The organism is Blastococcus goldschmidtiae, from assembly GCF_031845325.1.
Classification (GTDB): domain Bacteria; phylum Actinomycetota; class Actinomycetes; order Mycobacteriales; family Geodermatophilaceae; genus Blastococcus; species Blastococcus goldschmidtiae.
The window spans coordinates 103539-120971 of the sequence record NZ_JAVREI010000005.1; the positions used below are offsets into that span (position 1 = coordinate 103539).

General features: G+C 72.8%; 18 protein-coding genes. 16 read left to right on the top strand and 2 right to left on the bottom strand.

The window, feature by feature from the left end:
* Window positions 1-31: 31 nt before the first annotated feature.
* Complete coding sequence (locus tag RM425_RS09800) at window positions 32-853, top strand: Nif3-like dinuclear metal center hexameric protein (RefSeq protein ID WP_311345005.1); 822 nt, start codon at window positions 32-34, stop codon at window positions 851-853.
* A gap of 18 nt (window positions 854-871) precedes the next feature.
* Here the strand turns inward: RM425_RS09800 and RM425_RS09805 are convergent, their stop codons facing one another.
* Window positions 872-1654, bottom strand: a complete 783-nt coding sequence (locus RM425_RS09805; RefSeq protein WP_311345006.1) for a hypothetical protein — start codon at window positions 1652-1654, stop codon at window positions 872-874.
* Between the two features lie 58 nt (window positions 1655-1712).
* Here RM425_RS09805 and RM425_RS09810 point away from each other — a divergent pair, with 58 nt between their 5' ends.
* The 4 genes from RM425_RS09810 to RM425_RS09825 are packed head-to-tail and all read left to right on the top strand — an operon-like array spanning window position 1713 to window position 5799.
* Window positions 1713-3515: a carbon starvation CstA family protein gene (locus tag RM425_RS09810; protein WP_311345007.1), complete on the top strand. Its 1803-nt coding sequence runs from the start codon at window positions 1713-1715 to the stop codon at window positions 3513-3515.
* Window positions 3512-3907 carry a hypothetical protein gene (locus tag RM425_RS09815; protein ID WP_311345008.1) on the top strand — a complete coding sequence of 132 codons (396 nt, stop codon included), beginning with the start codon at window positions 3512-3514 and terminating at the stop codon, window positions 3905-3907. Before RM425_RS09810 ends, RM425_RS09815 begins: the two co-directional genes overlap by 4 nt.
* A gap of 60 nt (window positions 3908-3967) precedes the next feature.
* Complete coding sequence (locus RM425_RS09820; protein ID WP_311345009.1) at window positions 3968-4708, top strand: zinc ribbon domain-containing protein; 741 nt, start codon at window positions 3968-3970, stop codon at window positions 4706-4708.
* The gene (locus RM425_RS09825) at window positions 4705-5799 is read left to right on the top strand and encodes a bifunctional RNase H/acid phosphatase (protein ID WP_311345010.1); all 1095 of its coding nucleotides are present in this window, start codon (window positions 4705-4707) and stop codon (window positions 5797-5799) included. The genes RM425_RS09820 and RM425_RS09825 overlap by 4 nt, the downstream gene beginning before the upstream one ends.
* A gap of 43 nt (window positions 5800-5842) precedes the next feature.
* On the opposite strand, the gene RM425_RS09830 is transcribed toward RM425_RS09825, so the two are convergent.
* Window positions 5843-6598: a sulfite exporter TauE/SafE family protein gene (locus RM425_RS09830; protein ID WP_311345011.1), complete on the bottom strand. Its 756-nt coding sequence runs from the start codon at window positions 6596-6598 to the stop codon at window positions 5843-5845.
* A 305-nt stretch (window positions 6599-6903) separates the two neighbouring features.
* On the opposite strand from RM425_RS09830, the gene RM425_RS09835 reads away from it, so the two are divergent.
* The 11 genes from RM425_RS09835 to RM425_RS09880 all read left to right on the top strand — a co-directional run bounded on the left by RM425_RS09835 (window position 6904) and on the right by RM425_RS09880 (window position 17184).
* Window positions 6904-8862, top strand: a complete 1959-nt coding sequence (locus tag RM425_RS09835; RefSeq protein WP_311345012.1) for a helix-turn-helix domain-containing protein — start codon at window positions 6904-6906, stop codon at window positions 8860-8862.
* Window positions 8863-8907: 45 nt separating this feature from the next.
* Window positions 8908-9231 (top strand): alpha/beta fold hydrolase, encoded by a 324-nt coding sequence (locus RM425_RS21660; RefSeq protein WP_396137040.1) that lies wholly within the window; start codon window positions 8908-8910, stop codon window positions 9229-9231.
* Window positions 9123-9365: an alpha/beta fold hydrolase gene (locus tag RM425_RS09840; protein WP_311345013.1), complete on the top strand. Its 243-nt coding sequence runs from the start codon at window positions 9123-9125 to the stop codon at window positions 9363-9365. Before RM425_RS21660 ends, RM425_RS09840 begins: the two co-directional genes overlap by 109 nt.
* A gap of 264 nt (window positions 9366-9629) precedes the next feature.
* Window positions 9630-10823 (top strand): substrate-binding domain-containing protein, encoded by a 1194-nt coding sequence (locus tag RM425_RS09845; protein WP_311345014.1) that lies wholly within the window; start codon window positions 9630-9632, stop codon window positions 10821-10823.
* Window positions 10820-11611, top strand: coding sequence for an ABC transporter ATP-binding protein (locus tag RM425_RS09850; RefSeq protein ID WP_311345015.1), 792 nt, complete (start codon window positions 10820-10822; stop codon window positions 11609-11611). Before RM425_RS09845 ends, RM425_RS09850 begins: the two co-directional genes overlap by 4 nt.
* A complete protein-coding gene (locus RM425_RS09855; RefSeq protein ID WP_311345016.1) occupies window positions 11608-12354 on the top strand; it encodes an ABC transporter ATP-binding protein in 747 nt (248 codons plus the stop codon). Before RM425_RS09850 ends, RM425_RS09855 begins: the two co-directional genes overlap by 4 nt.
* A complete protein-coding gene (locus RM425_RS09860) occupies window positions 12351-13238 on the top strand; it encodes a branched-chain amino acid ABC transporter permease (RefSeq protein WP_311345017.1) in 888 nt (295 codons plus the stop codon). The genes RM425_RS09855 and RM425_RS09860 overlap by 4 nt, the downstream gene beginning before the upstream one ends.
* Window positions 13235-14398 (top strand): branched-chain amino acid ABC transporter permease, encoded by a 1164-nt coding sequence (locus RM425_RS09865; RefSeq protein ID WP_311345018.1) that lies wholly within the window; start codon window positions 13235-13237, stop codon window positions 14396-14398. The genes RM425_RS09860 and RM425_RS09865 overlap by 4 nt, the downstream gene beginning before the upstream one ends.
* Window positions 14367-15269 carry a 3-hydroxybutyrate dehydrogenase gene (locus tag RM425_RS09870; protein ID WP_311345019.1) on the top strand — a complete coding sequence of 301 codons (903 nt, stop codon included), beginning with the start codon at window positions 14367-14369 and terminating at the stop codon, window positions 15267-15269. Before RM425_RS09865 ends, RM425_RS09870 begins: the two co-directional genes overlap by 32 nt.
* Before the next feature lie 99 nt (window positions 15270-15368).
* Entirely contained in the window at window positions 15369-16085 is a 717-nt protein-coding gene (locus RM425_RS09875) for a PIG-L deacetylase family protein (RefSeq protein ID WP_311345020.1), read from the top strand.
* Window positions 16086-16410: 325 nt separating this feature from the next.
* Window positions 16411-17184 carry a hypothetical protein gene (locus RM425_RS09880; RefSeq protein WP_311345021.1) on the top strand — a complete coding sequence of 258 codons (774 nt, stop codon included), beginning with the start codon at window positions 16411-16413 and terminating at the stop codon, window positions 17182-17184.
* The last annotated feature ends 249 nt before the right edge of the window (window positions 17185-17433 follow it).

Consider the following 17433-nt stretch of genomic DNA (forward strand, 5'->3'; position numbering starts at 1 on the left):
CGGCGACGGTGCGCCCCCTACCCTCCGAGGCGTGACGGTGCTGCTCGGAGACGTGATCACCGCGCTCGAGGCGCGCTACGACCCCGCACTGGCCGAGCCGTGGGACGCCGTCGGGCTGGTGTGCGGCGACCGCTCGGAGCCCGTCCGGCGGGTGCTCTTCGCCGTCGACCCGACCGCGGCCGTCGTGGATGAGGTGATCGCCGCCGGGGCGGGCCTGCTGGTCACCCACCACCCGCTGTTCCTGACCCCGGTGCACGGCGTGCCGGCCGACGACCCGAAGGGCCGGCTCGTGCACCGGCTCGTCCGCGCCGGCGCCGGCCTGTTCGTGGCGCACACCAACGCCGACCGCGCTCCGGGCACCGGGGTCAACGCCGCGCTCGCCGACGTCCTCGGGCTCACCGGCGCGGTGCCCCTGGAGCCGGCGGCCGGGGTGCCCGGCGCCGGTCTCGGTCGCGTCGGGGAGCTGCCCGCGCCGATGAGCCTGCGCGACTTCGCCGCGCTGGCAGCCCGGGTGCTGCCGGCCACCGCCGGGGGAGTGCGCGTGGCCGGGGACCCGGCACGCACGGTCCGCCGGGTGGCCGTCTGCGGTGGGAGCGGTGGATCGCTGCTCCCGGCTGCCGCGGCCGCCGGCGCCGACGTGCTGCTGACCAGCGACCTCAAGCACCATCCGGTGTCCGACGCCCTCGAGGTCGACGGGCCGGCGCTCTGCGACGTCGCCCACGCCGCCAGCGAGTGGCCCTGGCTGGCGGTGGCCGCCGAGGCGCTGCGCCGCGACCTGGACGACCGCGTGGCGGTCCAGGTCGCCGCCGGGACGACCGATCCCTGGGTCTTCCGGGCCGGCCAGGAGAGCTAGCAGGAGAGCAGGGGGCCCTCACGCGTGCCCGGCGGCCCGCAGCGCCCGGACGCAGGCCCGCTCCAGGCCGCGCTGCCGGCGCATCCGTGCGAGCAGTCCCGGCACCGGCTCCAGGTCCCGGGTGGCGGCCGCCCGGACAGCGGTGAGCCGGCCGTCGGCGTACCGCCCGGTGGTCGTGTGCACCGTCCAGCGCTCGATGTCGGGCACGGACAGCTCCTGACCGACGAGCACCGCCGGGCCGCGCACCGCGCCGGGGCCGTCCCGCAGCTCGAGGGGATCGGTGTTCCAGTCGGGCACGCGGACGGTGCGTACGGAGAGCGCGCCGTCGTCGACGCCGAGGACGGCGTCGGCCGGCCCGTCGCGCCGCACACCCGGGACGAACTCGGCGGCGTCCAGCACCAGGACCAGCCGCGGCAGGTACCACCAGTGCTCCCGCCGGAGCATGGCCGAGTCCGCGAGCGCGCGGGCCGGTGGGTGCTTGCGCAGCTCCTGGTCGAGCAGCGCCTCGGTGAACAGCTCGCCGGTGGCGTCCTCGACGAGATCGAACCGGCCGGTGGCCACCAGGGGCGCCCACGCGGAACCGGTCAGCCGTGGATCGGAGAGCACCAGCGCCGCGGCGTCGCTGGCGGCCACCCGGCGCGCGGCCTCGACCTGCGCCCAGGGCAGGGCCACCGCCGGCCGCTCCCCGAGGACGAGCGGGACGACGCCGATGGCACCCGGCGGCCCGTCGGGCGCGCGCCACACCAGTTCGGCCACGCCCGCAGCGCGGACAGCAGCGAGAGCGCTTGTGACGTGGATCACAACGGTGTCTACTCCTTGGGCGGGCGGCGGCGGTGCCGCCCCGGACCTGGGAGCCGCCGTGCCCGCGTTCGTCGTAGCCGCGGTCGTCGGGGTGCTGTTCTTCCTCGGCTACCGGTACTACTCCAGCTACCTGGCCAGGAAGGTCTACGCCCTCGACCCGGCGTTCGTCACCCCTGCGCACGAGTTCGACGACGGCAACGACTTCGTGCCGACCAACAAGCACGTGCTGTTCGGCCACCACTTCACCTCGGTGGCGGGTGCGGCGCCCATCGTCGGTCCGGCGATCGCGGTGTTCTGGGGCTGGGGGCCGGCGCTGACCTGGATCGTGCTCGGCACGATCTTCGCCGCCGGCGTGCACGACTTCGGCGCACTGGCGGTCTCCGTCCGGCACAAGGCGAAGAGCATCGGCACGCTCGCCGGCGACGTCATCAACGGCCGGGCGCGGATGCTGTTCCTGGCGATCATCTTCTTCCTGCTGACCCTGGTGAACGCGGTCTTCGCCGTGGTCATCGGCAACCTGTTCGTCGCCCAGCCGGGCGCGGTGATCCCGATCGTCGCCGAGATCCCGCTGGCCATCGCGATCGGCGTCTACATCTACCGGACCCGCTCCTCGGCGCTCATCCCGTCGATCGTCGGCGTGATCGTGCTGTACGCGTTGATCCTGGTCGGCAACGAGTACCCGATCACCCTGGACGGACTGGCCGACGCGCTCGGCGTCGAGCAGACCCGCAACGTCTGGGTGGTGCTGCTGTTCGCCTACACCTGGGTCGCCTCCCGGATCCCGGTGTGGGTGCTGCTGCAGCCCCGCGACTACATCAACAGCCACCAGCTGTTCATCGCCCTCGGCGTGATCGGGCTGGGCCTGATCATCGGGCTGAACCAGATCCAGGCGCCGGCGATCAACGACGTGCCGGAGGGGTCGCCGAGCTTCTTCCCGTTCCTGTTCATCACCATCGCCTGCGGGGCGATCTCCGGGTTCCACTCGCTGGTCTCGTCGGGGACGACGTCCAAGCAGCTCGACAAGGAGACCGACGCCCGTTACGTCGGCTACATGGGCGCCGTGGGGGAGGGCTCGCTGGCCACCGGCGCGGTGCTCGCCGCGACGGCGGGTGTGGCGGCGTCCCAGGCGGAGTGGGAGGCGCTCTACCCCGACTTCGCCACGGCGTCGGGGGGCGCGGTCGGCAACTTCGTGGCCGGTACCGCCGAGTTCGCCAACAACATCGGCATCCCGCTGGAGCTGGCGGGCGTCTTCGCCGCCGTCGTCGTCATCAGCTTCGCGGCGACGACGATGGACACCGGCGTCCGGCTGCAGCGCTACGTGATCCAGGAGATCGGCGAGCTGATCAAGGTGCGCGTCCTGGCCCGCAACCTGACCGTCGCCACCACGCTGGCCGTGGTCATCCCGCTGGCCATGGCGCTGATCCCCGGGGATGGGGAGGCCGGCTACACGTTCGGCGTCCTGTGGCAGCTGTTCGGGACCACCAACCAGCTCACCGCGGGCCTGGCCCTCTCGGTCATCGCGGTGTGGGTGACCCGGCGCGGCCGCAACGCGGTCGCCATCCTGGTCCCGCTGGTCTTCCTGCTGGCGATGACGACGTGGGCGCTGATCCTCAACCTGCGGAACTTCGTCGAGGACGAGCAGTGGGTGCTGGCGCCGCTGGACGCGCTCATCTTCGTCCTCGCCCTGTGGCTGATGGTCGAGGCGGCGATCGCGCTGCGCGCCGCCTACCGCGAGCGGCCGCCGGTCCCGGTGGACGGGGCCGGTACCGGCGAGCCGGATGCCGTCGCGCAGGCGAACTCGGGGGTCGGGACGTCGACGGCCGGGCCCATCGAGGGCCCGGCCGGGAGCCCGCGCCGGTGACCTCACGCGTCATCCTCGTCCGCGGCGCCCGGTCCGCGGGCGGGGGTGGCGGTTGCTGCAGCGGGGACGTGCGGCCGTTCGACGAGGGGGGTTCGCACCGGCACGTGCCCCCGGACGACGCGGTCGGGGCGGTGTACCGGGCGCTGCGTGCGCGGCTGCCGGCCGGTGTCGTCATCGAGGTGGTGTCGCCGTCGAACTGGCTGTGGCTGGTCCCGGCCCTGGTGTCCGCCGGCCGGCAGCGTGGGCTGCGGGGCGCGGCGCTGCGTCGCTCGGTACGGGCGGGACTGGCCGTCGAGTCCCTCATCGTGGACGGGGTGGTCGTCGCCTCCGGCGAGCTTCCCGGCCCCGCTGCGGCCGTCGCGGCGGTGGAGGCCGAGCTGGCGCTCCGGTGAGCCGTGCGGCCTCCGGCTCACCGGCGTAGGGCCGGGTCGGAGCGCAGGTAGGTTGAGCGGGTGAAGGTCGACCATTTCGAGCAGCAGAAGCTCCTGGATCTCGCGGCCGAGGACGTCGCGCTGAGCCAGCTGGCGCACCGCAGGCGGACGCTGCCGGAGGCCGCGGCGGTGGAGACGGCCGAGCAGTCCGAGCGCGACCTCTCCGCCGACGTCGTCCGCGCCGAGACCGAGGTCCGCGACCTGACCCGCGAGGTCAAGCGGCTGGAGTCCGACGTCGACACCGTCCGCCAGCGCGCCGCCCGCGACCAGCAGCGGATGGACTCCGGTTCGGCCACCCCCAAGGAGATCACCGGGCTCCAGCACGAGCTCGAGTCGCTGGCCCGCCGCCAGGCCGACCTGGAGGACCAGCAGCTCGAGCTGATGGAGCGGCTGGAGGCGGCCGAGTCCACGCTGGCCACGGCGCAGCAGGGCCTGGTCGGGGCACGCGAGGGGCGGGAGCGCGCCACGCAGCTCCGCGACGACGCCCTGGCCGACATCGCCGACGGCACGCAGCGCCACGAGTCGGCCCGCACGGCGGTTGCCGGCGGCATCTCCGCCCCGCTGCTGACCCTCTACGACCGCATCCGCACCCAGACGGGCGGCACGGGCGCGGCGATGCTCCGGGCGCGCGCCTGCCAGGGCTGCCGCATCGAGCTCAACGGCCGCGAGCTGGCCGCCGTCCGCAACGCCGATCCGCACGAGGTCGTCCGCTGCGAGAACTGCGGCCGGATCCTGGTGCGCACCGCCGAGTCCGGGCTGTGACCGCGAGCCGGTTCATCGTCGAGGCCGACGGCGGCTCGCGCGGCAACCCCGGCCCGGCGGGATACGGGGCGCTGGTGCGGGACGCCGAGACCGGCCGCGTGCTCGCCGAGCGCGCCGCCTCCGTGGGGCGGGCCACCAACAACGTCGCGGAGTACGGCGGCCTGGTCGCCGGACTGCAGGCGGCGCTGGACCTGGACGCCTCCGCCGAGGTGGAGGTCCGGATGGACTCCAAGCTCGTCGTCGAGCAGATGTCGGGTCGCTGGCAGATCAAGCACCCAGACATGCGCAAGCTCGCGCTCGAGGCACGTGCCCTCGCCGGCCGGCTGGGTGGCGTCCGGTACACGTGGATACCCCGGGCCCAGAACGGCGCGGCGGACGCGCTGGCCAACAGCGCGATGGACGGCAGGCCGGTGCACCGCGACATCGCGGCCGAGCCGTCGGTGACCGAGACCGACGTCCAGCCGGAGGAGCCGCGGCCCGTCGTCACGACGGTGACCCACCTGCTGCGGCACGGGCAGACCGAACACACCCCCGAGCGTCGTTACAGCGGCCGCAACGACCTGCCGCTCTCCCTGACCGGCCGCGCCGAGACCGAGGCGGCCGCGCACCGCGTGGCCGAGCTCGGCGTCGAGGTCGTGTTCGCCTCCCCGTTGCGCCGCACCCGGGAGACCGCGGAGATCGTCGCGGGCGTGCTCGGGCTGCCGGTCGAGTTCGACGAGGACCTCGTGGAGCTGGACTTCGGCGACCTCGAGGGGCTCACCGGCGCCGAGGCGCAGGAGTTGCATCCGCTCGCCGTCCGCCGGTTCATGTCCGACCTCACCGTGGCCGCGCCGGGCGGGGAGTCGATCGCCGACGTCAGCACCAGGGTGGCCCGCGCCCGCCGACGGATCCTCGACGGCTGCGCCGGCAGGACGGTGCTGGTGGTCAGCCACGTGACGCCGATCAAGCTGATGCTGGCGGCCGGGCTCGGGGCCGGGGACGACGTCGTCCACCGGGTGTTCCTGCAGGCGGCGTCGCTGTGCACCGTCGCGTGGTCGTCGGACGGCCGGACGTCGGTGCGGCTGGTCAACGACACCGCGCACCTGCGCTGACCGCGGGCCCACCAGCCTCGGCGCGGGGCGTGGCCGGGCGCGTTCAGATTCGGAGGAACAGGTAGACCGACACCACGACGCCGAAGACGACGATCAGCGCCCGCAGCGGCGCAGGCGGGATCCGGGTGGCCAGCCGTGCCCCGACGAACCCGCCCACCAAACCCGCCGGCGCCGCGACCGCGACCACTTCCCAGTGCACGTCGCCGAAGATCCCGAAGACGACAACCGTGACGGTGGCGGTGACCGCCGACAGGGCCGATTTCAACGCGTTGGCCAGCTTCAGCCGGTTCAACGCCAGGCCGAGGACGCCGACGAGGATCACGCCCAGCGCGCCGCCGAAGTAGCCGCCGTAGACGGTGGCCAGGAAGAGCGCGACGTACAGCCAGGCGGGGTCGCGGGTGGCGCCGCCGTCCTCGGCCCTGCGCAGCCGCGCGGTCACCAGCGGCTGTACAGCCAGCAGCGTGCTGGCCAGCAGTACGAGCACGGGGACCACGACGTCGAAGGCCTCCGACGGCGTGGTGAGCAGCAGCACGCTGCCGGTCGTGCCACCGAGGACGGCGACGACGCCCAGCCGCCGCAGCCGCGGGCCCTGGCCGGCGTATTCGGGCCGGAAGCCCGCGATCCCACCCAGGTAGCCCGGCCACTGGACGACCGAGTTCGTCACGTTGGCCTCCACCGTGCCCAGGCCCAGTGCGACCAGGGTCGGGAAGAGGAGGAGCGAGCCGCCGCCGGCGACGGAGTTGACCCCGCCGGCCAGCAGCGCGACCGCTGCGGCGATCAGCAGGTCGGCGGCGGACACGGCGGTCAACTTACGGCTGACGCGGCAGATGCCATGCCGGCGGCCGTCCACCGAAGCCGTCGACATCGGCGGCGCCGCCTACGCCGCTGGCGCCGGGCACCTCCTGGGATGGAGGCTTTCTCCCCTCGGACGGCGGTCGGCACAGAGAATGCCTCTATGGACGGAGCTCCCGTACATGCCTAGTGTTCCGGGCGCGGAACGCCCGTGGCCTCGGGCGCGTCGGCAGCAGGCCGGATAAAGGAGGTCGTGGTGCCGGACGGGACGAGCCGATGACGGCCGGCGGCCCGACGGCGTCGGAGGGAGCAATGGCGTCCGCCGAGAGCGTGCTCGCCCGGCTGCTCGGCCTGCTCGCCGAGGAGGCGCCGCTCGAGGACTTTCACGCGGTCCTGGCCGACGCCGCACCCGCCGTGGCGGCCGTCGACGGCTCCGTGCCGGCGCTGGCCCGCGAGTTGCACGACGCGGTGCGGGCCGCGCTCGCCGTCCGCACCCTGTTGGCGACCCGCCGCCGGCGCGAACGGGAACTCGCCGCCCTCTACGAGACCGCCGGGGACCTGTCGTCGCTGCGCGACCTGGAGGCGGTGCTGCAGGCCATCGTGCGGCGGGCCCGGCAGCTGCTCGACACCGACGCGGCCTACCTCATGCTCATCGACGAACCACGCCGGTTGACCTGGATGCGCGTCACCGACGGCATCCGTACCGACGCGTTCAAGCAGGCCCGGCTCGAGATGGGCGCAGGACTCGGCGGCCTCGTCGCGCAGTCCTGCACCCCGTACGCCACGGCCGACTACGCCTCGGACACCAGGCTGACGCACCCAATCGACGACGTCGTCGGCGGGGAAGGGCTGGTGGCCATCCTCGGCGTTCCGCTGCGCCGCGGGGAACAGGTCATCGGGGTCCTGTTCGCCGCCAATCGCCGTCAGCGGCCCTTCAGCCATGAGGAGACGGCGTTGCTCGGCTCGCTGGCCGACCATGCAGCCGTCGCCATCGAGAACGCCTCGCTGTTCGCGGAGTCCCGCGCTGCCCTGGAGGAGCTGCGCGAGGCCAACCGCCTGGTCCAGCAGCACAGCGAATTCGTCGAGCGGGCCACCGCGATGCACGAGCGCCTGTACGGCGTCATGCTCTCCGGTGGAGGGTTGCAGGAGGTGGCCGACACCGCGGCCGACGTGCTGCGTGGAGAACTGGCAGTCCTGGACGTCGGCGGTTCGATCCGCGTCACGGCCGGCGACGGGCGGCGGTTGCAGGAGGTGGCCCGCATTGTGGTCGCCGGGGTGGACGACGAGCACCCGGTGCGGACGGTGCAGCATGCGAGCCCCGACGGCGAGGAGTTCGCTGTCGCCCCCGTCTTCGCCGGCACCGAGGCCATCGGGCGGGTGCTCTTCTGCGGCCGGGTCCTCGACGACGCGGAGGTGCGCCTGCTCGAGCGGGCTGCGGTCGTCTCGGCGCTGTTGCTGCTGCAGGAACGGTCCATCGCCGAGGCGGAGCAGCGCGTCCGTGGCGAGCTCATCCACGACCTGGTCGCGGCGCCGCAGCGTGATCCCGAGGGCCTGCGCCGGCGGGCGGCCCACCTCGGCCTGGACCTGACCCAACCGTGCGTCGTCGTGGTGGCGCGCCCGGTCGACCCCGAGCGGTGCGGTGCCGCGCTGCAGGCCGGCCTGGCCACCGGGGCCCCCCGGCCCGAGGTCTACGGCTGGTGTGGCACCGACCTGGTGCTCCTGGTGCGGGGGGACGACGCCTCGGTGGTGGCCGGCCGGCTCTCGGTGACGCTCACCGCCGCCGCCGGATGCCCGGTCACCGTCGGCGCCGCGGGACCGCGCGCCGGCGGCGAGCACGTCCCCGGGTTGTACGGCGACGCCACCCGCTGTGCCGATGTGCTCGTCGCGCTCGGTCGCGCCGGCGAGAGCGCGACGGCCGACGACCTGGGCGTGTACGGCCTGCTGCTCAGCAGCGCCGGCCGCGCCGAGGTCGAGCGGTACGTACGGAGCAGTATCGGGCCGGTCATCGACTACGACCGGCTGCGCGGGACCGACCTCATCCGGACGCTGCTCGTCTACTTCGGCTGCGGGAGCAACCTGACCCGCGCCGCCACCGAGCTCTACGTGCACGTGAACACGCTGTACCAGCGACTGGACCGGGTCAGCTCGCTGCTCGGCGAGAGCTGGCGCTCCGGTGACCGGGCGCTGCAGGTCCACGTGGCGCTCAAGGTGCATGTGGCTCTCGGTGGGCCGGGGACGAGGAAAGAGGGCGATCCCGTCGCTGGAGCGTGACGGGACGAGCGGCGGTGGGACGAGGGCGGGCAGGGCCTGTCCCTCCTGCTCGTCCAGGGCCTCGGCTACCCCTTCGGCATGTGGTACCGGCTCCGGCCGACGCTCGAGGCGCGGTATCGCGTGCTGTGGCTGGACAACCGGGGGGTCGGCCGGTCCGTCGTCCCGCCCGTGACGGTGGAGGCGATGGCGGCCGACGCGCTCGCCGTGCTGGACGAGGCAGGGGCCGATCAGGCGCATGTCCTGCGCGCTCGATGCCCTACGTGTACGCGGTCGACACGCCGCGCGCGCTCATCGAGGAGGACTTCGCCGTGCGTAGTGCACGCCCGACCTCGGTCGAGGGCGACAGCGCACAGATGCAGGGCGCACTGAGGCACGGGGCACCCTCTCGTGGCTGCCCGGCTTTGCACGGGCCGGTCGTGGTCCTGCACGGGACGGCGGACCGCCTGGTCCCGCAGGCGAACGCCCATCTGTTCCATCGGGCGCTGCCGGATGCGCGGCTATGACCGCTGGACGGTGCCGCCCACGTGTTCAGGACCGACCAGCCGGCCGAGACGACCCGGGCAATCCTGGAGCTCTTCGCCGACGTGGATGCCGACGCCGACGGTGAGACTGCCCAGGTGTGGCGAAAATATCCACCCAGCCTGCCCGCTCGCTGGAGGATCTCAACCTTGGGCACTCCTGTCCGGGCGGCCATATTTGGCGTGTTCGTTCGTGACCGGCCTCACAGTCCGCGCCACCCGACGAGGGAGCGCGGGGACAGGAGAAGCATGCGCCGCCGCACCGCCTCCCGACTGCTCCCAGCGCTCCTCGCGCCCGTCCTGCTCGCGACGGCCTGCGGTGGCGGAGACGACACCGACACCGGAGGATCGGGCGGCCAGGCCGACGGCGAGCCGATCCCGGTCGGAATCGTCACCAGCCTGAGCGGACCGCTGTCCTCCTACGGCGAGGCCTACGTCGAGGGCCTGGACGCCGGTCTCGACTACGCCACGGACGGCACCGGTGCGTGCCCGGACGGACGCCCCATCGAGATCGAGACGATCGACGACGGCGGCGATCCGGAGCAGGCCGTGTCCGCGGCCACCGATCTCGTCGGCCGCGGCGTGACGGTTCTCGGCGGAACGGCGTCCTCCGGCGTCGCGGTGCAGTTGGCGCCCTTCGCCGAGGAGAACGACATCCTCTACCTCTCCGGGGCAGCTGCCTCGGACGCCATCACCGGTATCAACGACAACACCTTCCGGGCCGGCCGGCAGACCTATCAGGACGTCGCCACCGCCGCGACATTGCTCGAGAACGCCTCCGGCGACGTGCTGGTGTTCGCCCAGGACACGGAGTTCGGTCAGGGCAACGTCGCGGCCGTCGAGGCGGTGCTGGGTGACGAGGGCGCGACCGTCGACTCACTGCTCGTCCCGGCGTCGGCCAACGAATTCACCCCCTTCGCGCAGCAGATCAACGACGCCGCACCCGATCTGCTGTTCGTGGCCTGGGCCGGCGACACGACCTCGGCGATGTGGCAGGCCCTGCAGCAGCAGGGCGTGTTCGACCGGACGACGGTGACGACCGGCCTCGGCGACCTCGCCTCGTGGCCGGCCTACGGCGAGGAGCCCCAGGACATCAACTTCCTGGCGCACTACGTGTCCGGCACCACCGACAACGAGGCAGCCGACGCCATGGAGGAGGCGATCGCCGAGCCCGACCTGTTCACACCGGACGGTTTCGTGACCGCACAGATGGTCGTGCGTGCCGTCTGCGAGGGTGATCCCGCCGACACCGCCTCGATGATCGAGGCGCTGGAGGGCTGGGAATTCCAGGCGCCCAAGGGCATGCAGACCATCCGGGCCAGTGACCACGCGATGATCCAGCCGATGTTCACCGCCCAGCTGACCGGTCCGGTCGGCGAGCGCGTGGGCGAGGTCCTGAGCACCGTGCCGGCCGACGAGGTGGCCCCGCCGGAGGGGTCGTGACCCCAGGGGCGCCCGATCGGGCACCGACCGGTGGTGCGCGGGACGTCGTCCTGCGCACCACCGGCCTGACCTGGCGGGTGGGCGGCTTCACGATCGTCGAGGACATCGACCTCGAGGTCCGGGAGGGCGAGTTCCTGTCCGTCATCGGCCCCAACGGTGCCGGCAAGAGCACCCTGATCAATCTGCTCAGCGGGGTCGCGGTGCCGGTCGCTGGACGTATCGAGCTGCTGGGGAAGGACGTGACCCGCGCCGCGCCGTCGACCCGGGTACGCCGGGGGCTGGGCCGCACCTTCCAGACCTCCAGCCTGTTCCCGGGACTTACGGTGCTGGAGAACGCGAGGCTCGCGGCGGCGGGTGCGCGCGGGAGCCTGGCGCTGTGGCGCCGCCCCTCGCCCACGGACGCCGCCACCCGCAAGGCCCGAAACATCCTCGAAGAGGTCGGCCTCGGGCACCGGGCGCACGATCGGGCGGCCGACCTCGGGCACGGCGACAAACGCAAGCTCGAGATCGGCGTCGTCCTGTGCGGGGATCCGCGTGTCCTGCTGCTCGACGAACCGACCGCCGGCGTCAGCGCGGAGGAAGTCGAGCCCCTGGTCGACGTCGTTCGCGCCGTCCACGCCCGCGGGCGGACGGTGGTCATGGTCGAGCACCACATGGAACTGGTCACCGGCGTGTCCGACCGCATCGCCGTGATGCACCAGGGGCGGCTGCTGATGGTCGACGTCCCGAGCGTGGTCATGGCCGACGCGACCGTGGGCGAGGCCTACCTGGGAGGAGGGTTCGAATGAGCGCACCACTGCTCGAGGTCAAGGACCTGCACGTGTACCGCGGCGAGGCGCACGTGCTGCAGGGGGTCGACCTGGCCGTGCGACCGAACCGCGTCACCGCGCTGCTCGGCCGCAACGGCGCCGGCAAGACCACCACCCTGCTGGCCGTGCTCGGGTTGCTGCCCGGACGCGGCACGGTGCGGTTCGACGGCGAGGATCTGCTGGCCGAGCGGACTCCGGCGCGGGTGCGCCGCGGCATCGGCTACGTCCCGGAGGACCGTGAGGTGTTCACCGCGCTCACGGTGGAGGAGAACCTGCGCCTGGCCGCCCGAACCCCCGAGGCGGCCGACCGGCTGGACATGGTGCACGAGCTGTTCCCCGACCTCGCGGCTCGCCGCAAGCAGCGCGCCGGCAGTCTGTCCGGCGGCCAGCAGCAGATGGTGGCCATCGCACGCGCGCTGCTCAACCCCAACCGGCTCCTGCTGGTCGACGAGCCGACCAAGGGCCTCGCCCCGGTCGTCGTCCGCGACGTCGTGGCAGCGCTGGAGAAGGTGGCCGAGCAGACGACCGTGCTGCTCGTCGAGCAGAACCTGCGGGTCGCCGAGCGGCTGGCGACCGACGTCGTCGTCCTGGACCACGGGACCGTCGTCCACCGCGGCGACATGGCCGAGCTGTTCGCCGATACCGACCGCGCCTCGGCGCTGCTGGGCGTGTCCGCCGCGACGGGACCGGCCCGGGGCCCATCGGCGGGTGGCCGGTCGTGAGCACCTTCGTCCTCATCGTGGTGACCTCGCTCGGGCTGGCCGGGCTCTACTTCCTGCTCGCTGCCGGCCTGTCGCTCATCTTCGGACTGATGAACGTCCTCAATCTCGCGCACGGCGCCTTCTTCGGCATCGGCGGTTACGCCGCGTGGCTGACGATGGACAGGCTCGAGGTGGTGTCCAGCCTCGGCCTGCGATTCCTCGTGGCCGTGCTCGTGGCCGCCGTGGTCGGGCTGGTCGTCGGGGCGTTGGTGGAGCGGCTGCTGATCGCCCGCTCCTACGACAACCACCTGGGACAGATCCTGCTGACGATCGGGCTGGGCTTCGCCCTCGTCGCGCTGCTGGGCGGGGTGTTCAGCTACGACGCCCAGCCGCTGGTCCAGCCGGCGTGGTTCGGGCAGACCACCGAGCTCCTGGGGGCGCGCATCCCCAACAGCCGGTTGCTCATCCTGGCCGTCGCGGTGGTCCTGCTCGCCGCCCTGCTGCTCTTCCTAGCCAAGACTCGCCACGGCCTGGTGATTCGCGCCGGTGTGGAGAACCGGAGCATGGTCGAGGCGCTGGGGATCGACGTGAGCCGCAGCTTCACCCTCGTGTTCGCCCTCGGTGGTCTGCTGGCCGCGGTCGGCGGGGCGTTGGGAGCCGTCTACTTCAACGGCATCAGCCCCGCGCTGGGCACCACTCAGCTGATCTTCGCCTTCATCGTCGTCGTGATCGGGGGACTGGGATCGGTGACCGGGACCGCGTTGTCGGCCGTCGTGGTCGCGCTCACCCAGCAATTGATCAACTTCTACGGCGCACCGGGCCTCGGCGACATCGCCGTCGTGGGACTGCTCGCCGCGGTCCTGCTGCTCCGACCGCAGGGACTGCTCGGGGCGGTGGCCCGATGACGGCCGGGCCCGGAACCGGATCGGGCACCTCGGCTCCGGCCACCCCGTCCGGGCACGGCACGGTCCCCACCGAGCCGCAGCACGCCGGCCGCGACATCCCGCTGCCCTCGCCCGAGCACCGTGCCCGCGGTCTCGGCACGGTGCTCGGGATCGCGGTGGCCGTGATATTCGCCCTGCTGCCGTTCGTTGATGTCGACGTCCCGGTCATCCTGCCGGGGCTGCTGTCCAGCCCCGGAGCGTTGCAGGTCCTCGCCATCGGACTGGTCTTCGCCGGGGTTGCGATGTCCTACGACGTCGTCTTCGGCTACACCGGTCTGCTGTCGTTCGGACACGCGCTGTTCTTCGGCGTCGCGGTCTATGGCACCAACCTGCTGATGGTGCACGCCGGATGGGGCTTCGGCGTCTCGGCGCTGGCAGCGGTGCTGCTCAGCGCGACCACGGCCGCCCTCGTCGGCGCAGTGGCGCTGCGCGCCCGCGGCATCGCGTTCGCCATGGTCACCCTCGCCTTCGTCGAGGCCTTCGCGATCTTCCTGATCACCGACCCGCTCGGCATCACCGGTGGAGAGGACGGGCTGGCGCTGGCCCGCGACGGTGTGCCTGATCTGTTCCGGGGCGTGCTCAACACCCGGAACCTGTACTGGCTCGCCCTCGCCTTCGCCGTGGTGACCTACCTCGTCGTGCGTCAGTGCACGGCCTCCTCCGGCGGGCGGGTGTGGCAGGCGGTCCGCGAGAACGAGGACCGCGTGGAACTGCTCGGCATCCGGCCCTACCCGGTCAAGCTGCTCGCCTTCGTCGTCGGCGGCACGCTCGCCGGAGTGGGGGGCTGCGTGTACCTGCTCGTGGTGCGTGGCGCGAACCCCGACGTCGCCGGTGCGGACTTCGCTCTGGCACTGCTCATCATGGTCGTGCTCGGCGGGTCCGGACGGCTGTGGGGCGCCGCGCTCGGTGGCCTAATCTACGGCCTGCTCACCCTGCGGCTACCTGCGCTGTCCACGTCGGGAGTGCTCGACGGGCTGCCCGAGTGGCTGGAGAACGTGGTCGCCGAACCGCTGTTCGTCCTCGGCACGCTGTTCGTGCTGCTCGTGCTCTTCGTCCCTCAGGGCATCGCCGGATCCGTCGAGCGGGTGCGTGCCGCGCTCGTTCGGCGGTCGTCCCCATGACTCAGCCGGCGAGGTCGCCCAGGAGCACAGCATCGTCGGTGACGACGCCGACGACCGCCGCCGGGGAGAGTCAGTGACCTCGCTGCTGCCGGGCCCGGCGACGACACCGCTGGATCTCTCCGGACGGCGGGTCGTCGTCACCGGTGGGGGCAGCGGGATCGGCGCCGCGTGCGCCACCCGGCTGTCCTCCGCCGGCGCCAAGGTCGTCGTGCTCGATGTGTCGGCGGACGCCGCCGAACGAGTGGCGGCGGAAATCGGCGGCGCCCCGCTGGTGGCCGACCTGACCGACCACGACGCGGTCGAAGGGCTGTGCGCCCCGGACGGCGCCGTGGCGCAGGCGGACGTGGTGGTGAACAACGCCGGTCTGCAGCATGTCGCGCCGCTCGAGACGTTCCCGCCGGACCGCTTCGCGCTCATCCTGCGGCTCATGGTGGAGACGCCGTTCCGGCTGGTGCGGGCGTCGCTGCCGCACATGTATGCGCAGGGATGGGGGCGGATCGTGAACATCTCCTCGGTGCATGGTCTGCGCGCATCCCCGCACAAGTCTGCGTACGTCGCGGCCAAGCACGGACTCGAGGGCCTGTCCAAGGTCATCGCGCTGGAGGGCGGAGCCCGTGGGGTGACGTCGAACACCATCTGTCCGGGATACGTGCACACCCCGCTCGTCGAGGGGCAGATCGCCGCGCAGGCGCGGATGCACGGGATCGGCGAGGACGAGGTGGTGAGCACGGTGCTGCTGAGGCAGTCAGCCATCAAGCGGCTCATCGAGCCGGCCGAGGTCGCCGAACTCGCCGCTTACCTGTGCTCGCCCGCCGGGTCCTTCGCCAACGGGTCGTCGTTCGTCCTGGACGGCGGCTGGACGGCGCGCTGAAGCGAGAGGTATCCGCACTCGCGGCAGTAGTCCGCGCCGCCGACGGCGCACCCGGTCGCGCACCTGGCCGTTCGCACCAGTGCGGGCCACACTGCCTGCATGCCGACCCCGATGCCCGACGACTGGCAGCGCGCGCTGGTGGTCGCCGCCCACCCCGACGACATCGAGTACGGCCTGGCCGCGGCCGTGGCGGTGTGGACGGCGGCCGGCAAGGAGGTGCACTACCTGCTGGCGACCCGGGGCGAGGCTGGGATGGAGGGGGTGCAGCCCGCAGAGGCGGGACCGCTGCGCGAGGAGGAGGAGCGTCGCTCGGCGGCGGTCGTGGGGGTCGGCGAGGTGGAGTTCCTCGACCACCGGGACGGGACCCTCGTGGCCGGCCCCGAACTGCGCCGGGATCTCGCCGCCGCGATCCGGCGGCACCGCCCGGAGCTCGTCCTCACCGGCTACTTCGGGCCGACGTGGACCCCGCCGGGTGTCTCGCCGGCGTACGTCAACTCCGCCGACCACCGGGCGCTGGGCCAGTCGGTGATCGACGCGGTCGCCGACGCCGCGAACGAGTGGATCTTCCCGGACCTGCCGGAGGAGCGCTGGAGCGGCGTGCAGTACATCGCGGTCGGTGAGCTGACCGACCCACCGCACGAGGTGGACGTCAGCGGGACGGTGGAGCTGGCGGTCGCGTCGCTCACCGAGCACCGGCGCTACCTGGAACTGCTCTCCGACGAGCCCGTGGAGCAGCAGGCGCGGCAGGTCGTCGACATGTCGACGCTCCGGGAGGACGGCGGGCGCCGGGTCGGATTCCGGCTCTTCTGGGGCTGAGCGCCGTCTGTTCGAGGGCTGGCCCCGTGCCGCGAACCTCCCGGTACGGAGGGTTGCGTCACGGAAACGTCATGTACCTGATCGGGTTGTGCACGTTCATTCTGGATCACTGCGGGCATGAGAAGCGCAGGCCTTCCGGGAGGGCCTGCCACCAGCAGGGCGCGCGGCCAGCCAGGCCGTGTCGCGGTTCCTCCGGATTCTTCCCCGTTCCAGGCCCAATGACGGCGCACCGACGCGTCGTCCGTTCGACCGGGAGCAGGTTTCGAACCGCCCCGTGCGCCTTCTGGAACCACCGGAGGCGCGCCCTCAGACCTAAGGAGTCTTCATGCGCAAGGCATTCGCAGTCCCGGCCGTCACCCTCGCCGCCGCGGCGTTCCCCCTGCTCACGATGGGCACTGCCCTCGCAGACCACGACGGGAGCTACCAGACGTCCCTCGGCGCGCTCAATGACTCCGGTGTCTCCGGTAGCGGCATGGTGACGCTCAACGGCGACCAGGCGACCGTCACCGTCAAGGCGAACGGCGTCGTCGCCGGTGCCCCGCACGCCCAGCACTTCCACATCGGCGCCCAGGGCGTCTGCCCGCCCCCGAGCGCGGACAGCAACGGTGACGGAATCATCACCACGGCCGACGGCATCCCCTTCTACGGGATGATCGGCGCCTCGTTGACCACCGAGGGCGACACCGGCGCGGACAGCGGCCTGGCCGTCGACCGCTTCCCGACCCCCGACGGGAACAGCTACACCTACGAGCGCACCTTCACGATCGACGAGGCCACGCAGAAGGCCTTCGCCGCGGGTAACGCGGTGCTCGTCGTCCACGGCATCGACGTGAACAACAACGGTGAGTATGACGCCGAGGCGGGTCAGAGCTCGCTCGACCCGTCGCTGCCGCTGGAGGCCACCGCGCCCGCCGCCTGTGGCGTGCTGAACGCCTCGCAGATGGGCCAGATGCCCATGGGCGGTGCCGAGACCGGTGCCGGCGCGACCAGCGGCATCGAGAACCAGGCCGCGATCGGTGTCGGCGCTCTCGCCGCCGTCGGTGCGGCCACGGCCGGTGCCGTCGCGTACCGCCGTCGTCAGGTCGCCGACCAGGCCTGATCCCAGCAGGACACGCCGCGCCGGGCAGGCATCCGTCTGCCCGGCGCGGCACTGCTCTGCCCGGCCCGGCCCGTGACCCCGGCCGCCGCGGACGCAGCAGGAACCCCGTGACCGAGCGATCGAGCCACGGCCCCGGTGCATGGGGCTCGGCCTCCAGCCCGGCGGGACCGTGGAGGTCCCGCCGCCGGCCGCCGTCGACCGGGCCGGCTGGTACCGCCGGTCACCGGCGCCCGGGGCGATCGGCCCGGC

What these genes read in the sequence shown, in the direction of transcription:
- RM425_RS09865 (WP_311345018.1), top strand. Translation starts at nt 13,235, where the DNA reads ATGACGGCCGGGCCCGGAACCGGATCGGGCACCTCGGCTCCGGCCACC.
- RM425_RS09845 (WP_311345014.1), top strand. Translation starts at nt 9,630, where the DNA reads ATGCGCCGCCGCACCGCCTCCCGACTGCTCCCAGCGCTCCTCGCGCCC.
- RM425_RS09855 (WP_311345016.1), top strand. Translation starts at nt 11,608, where the DNA reads ATGAGCGCACCACTGCTCGAGGTCAAGGACCTGCACGTGTACCGCGGC.
- RM425_RS09880 (WP_311345021.1), top strand. Translation starts at nt 16,411, where the DNA reads ATGCGCAAGGCATTCGCAGTCCCGGCCGTCACCCTCGCCGCCGCGGCG.
- RM425_RS09835 (WP_311345012.1), top strand. Translation starts at nt 6,904, where the DNA reads ATGGCGTCCGCCGAGAGCGTGCTCGCCCGGCTGCTCGGCCTGCTCGCC.
- RM425_RS09875 (WP_311345020.1), top strand. Translation starts at nt 15,369, where the DNA reads ATGCCGACCCCGATGCCCGACGACTGGCAGCGCGCGCTGGTGGTCGCC.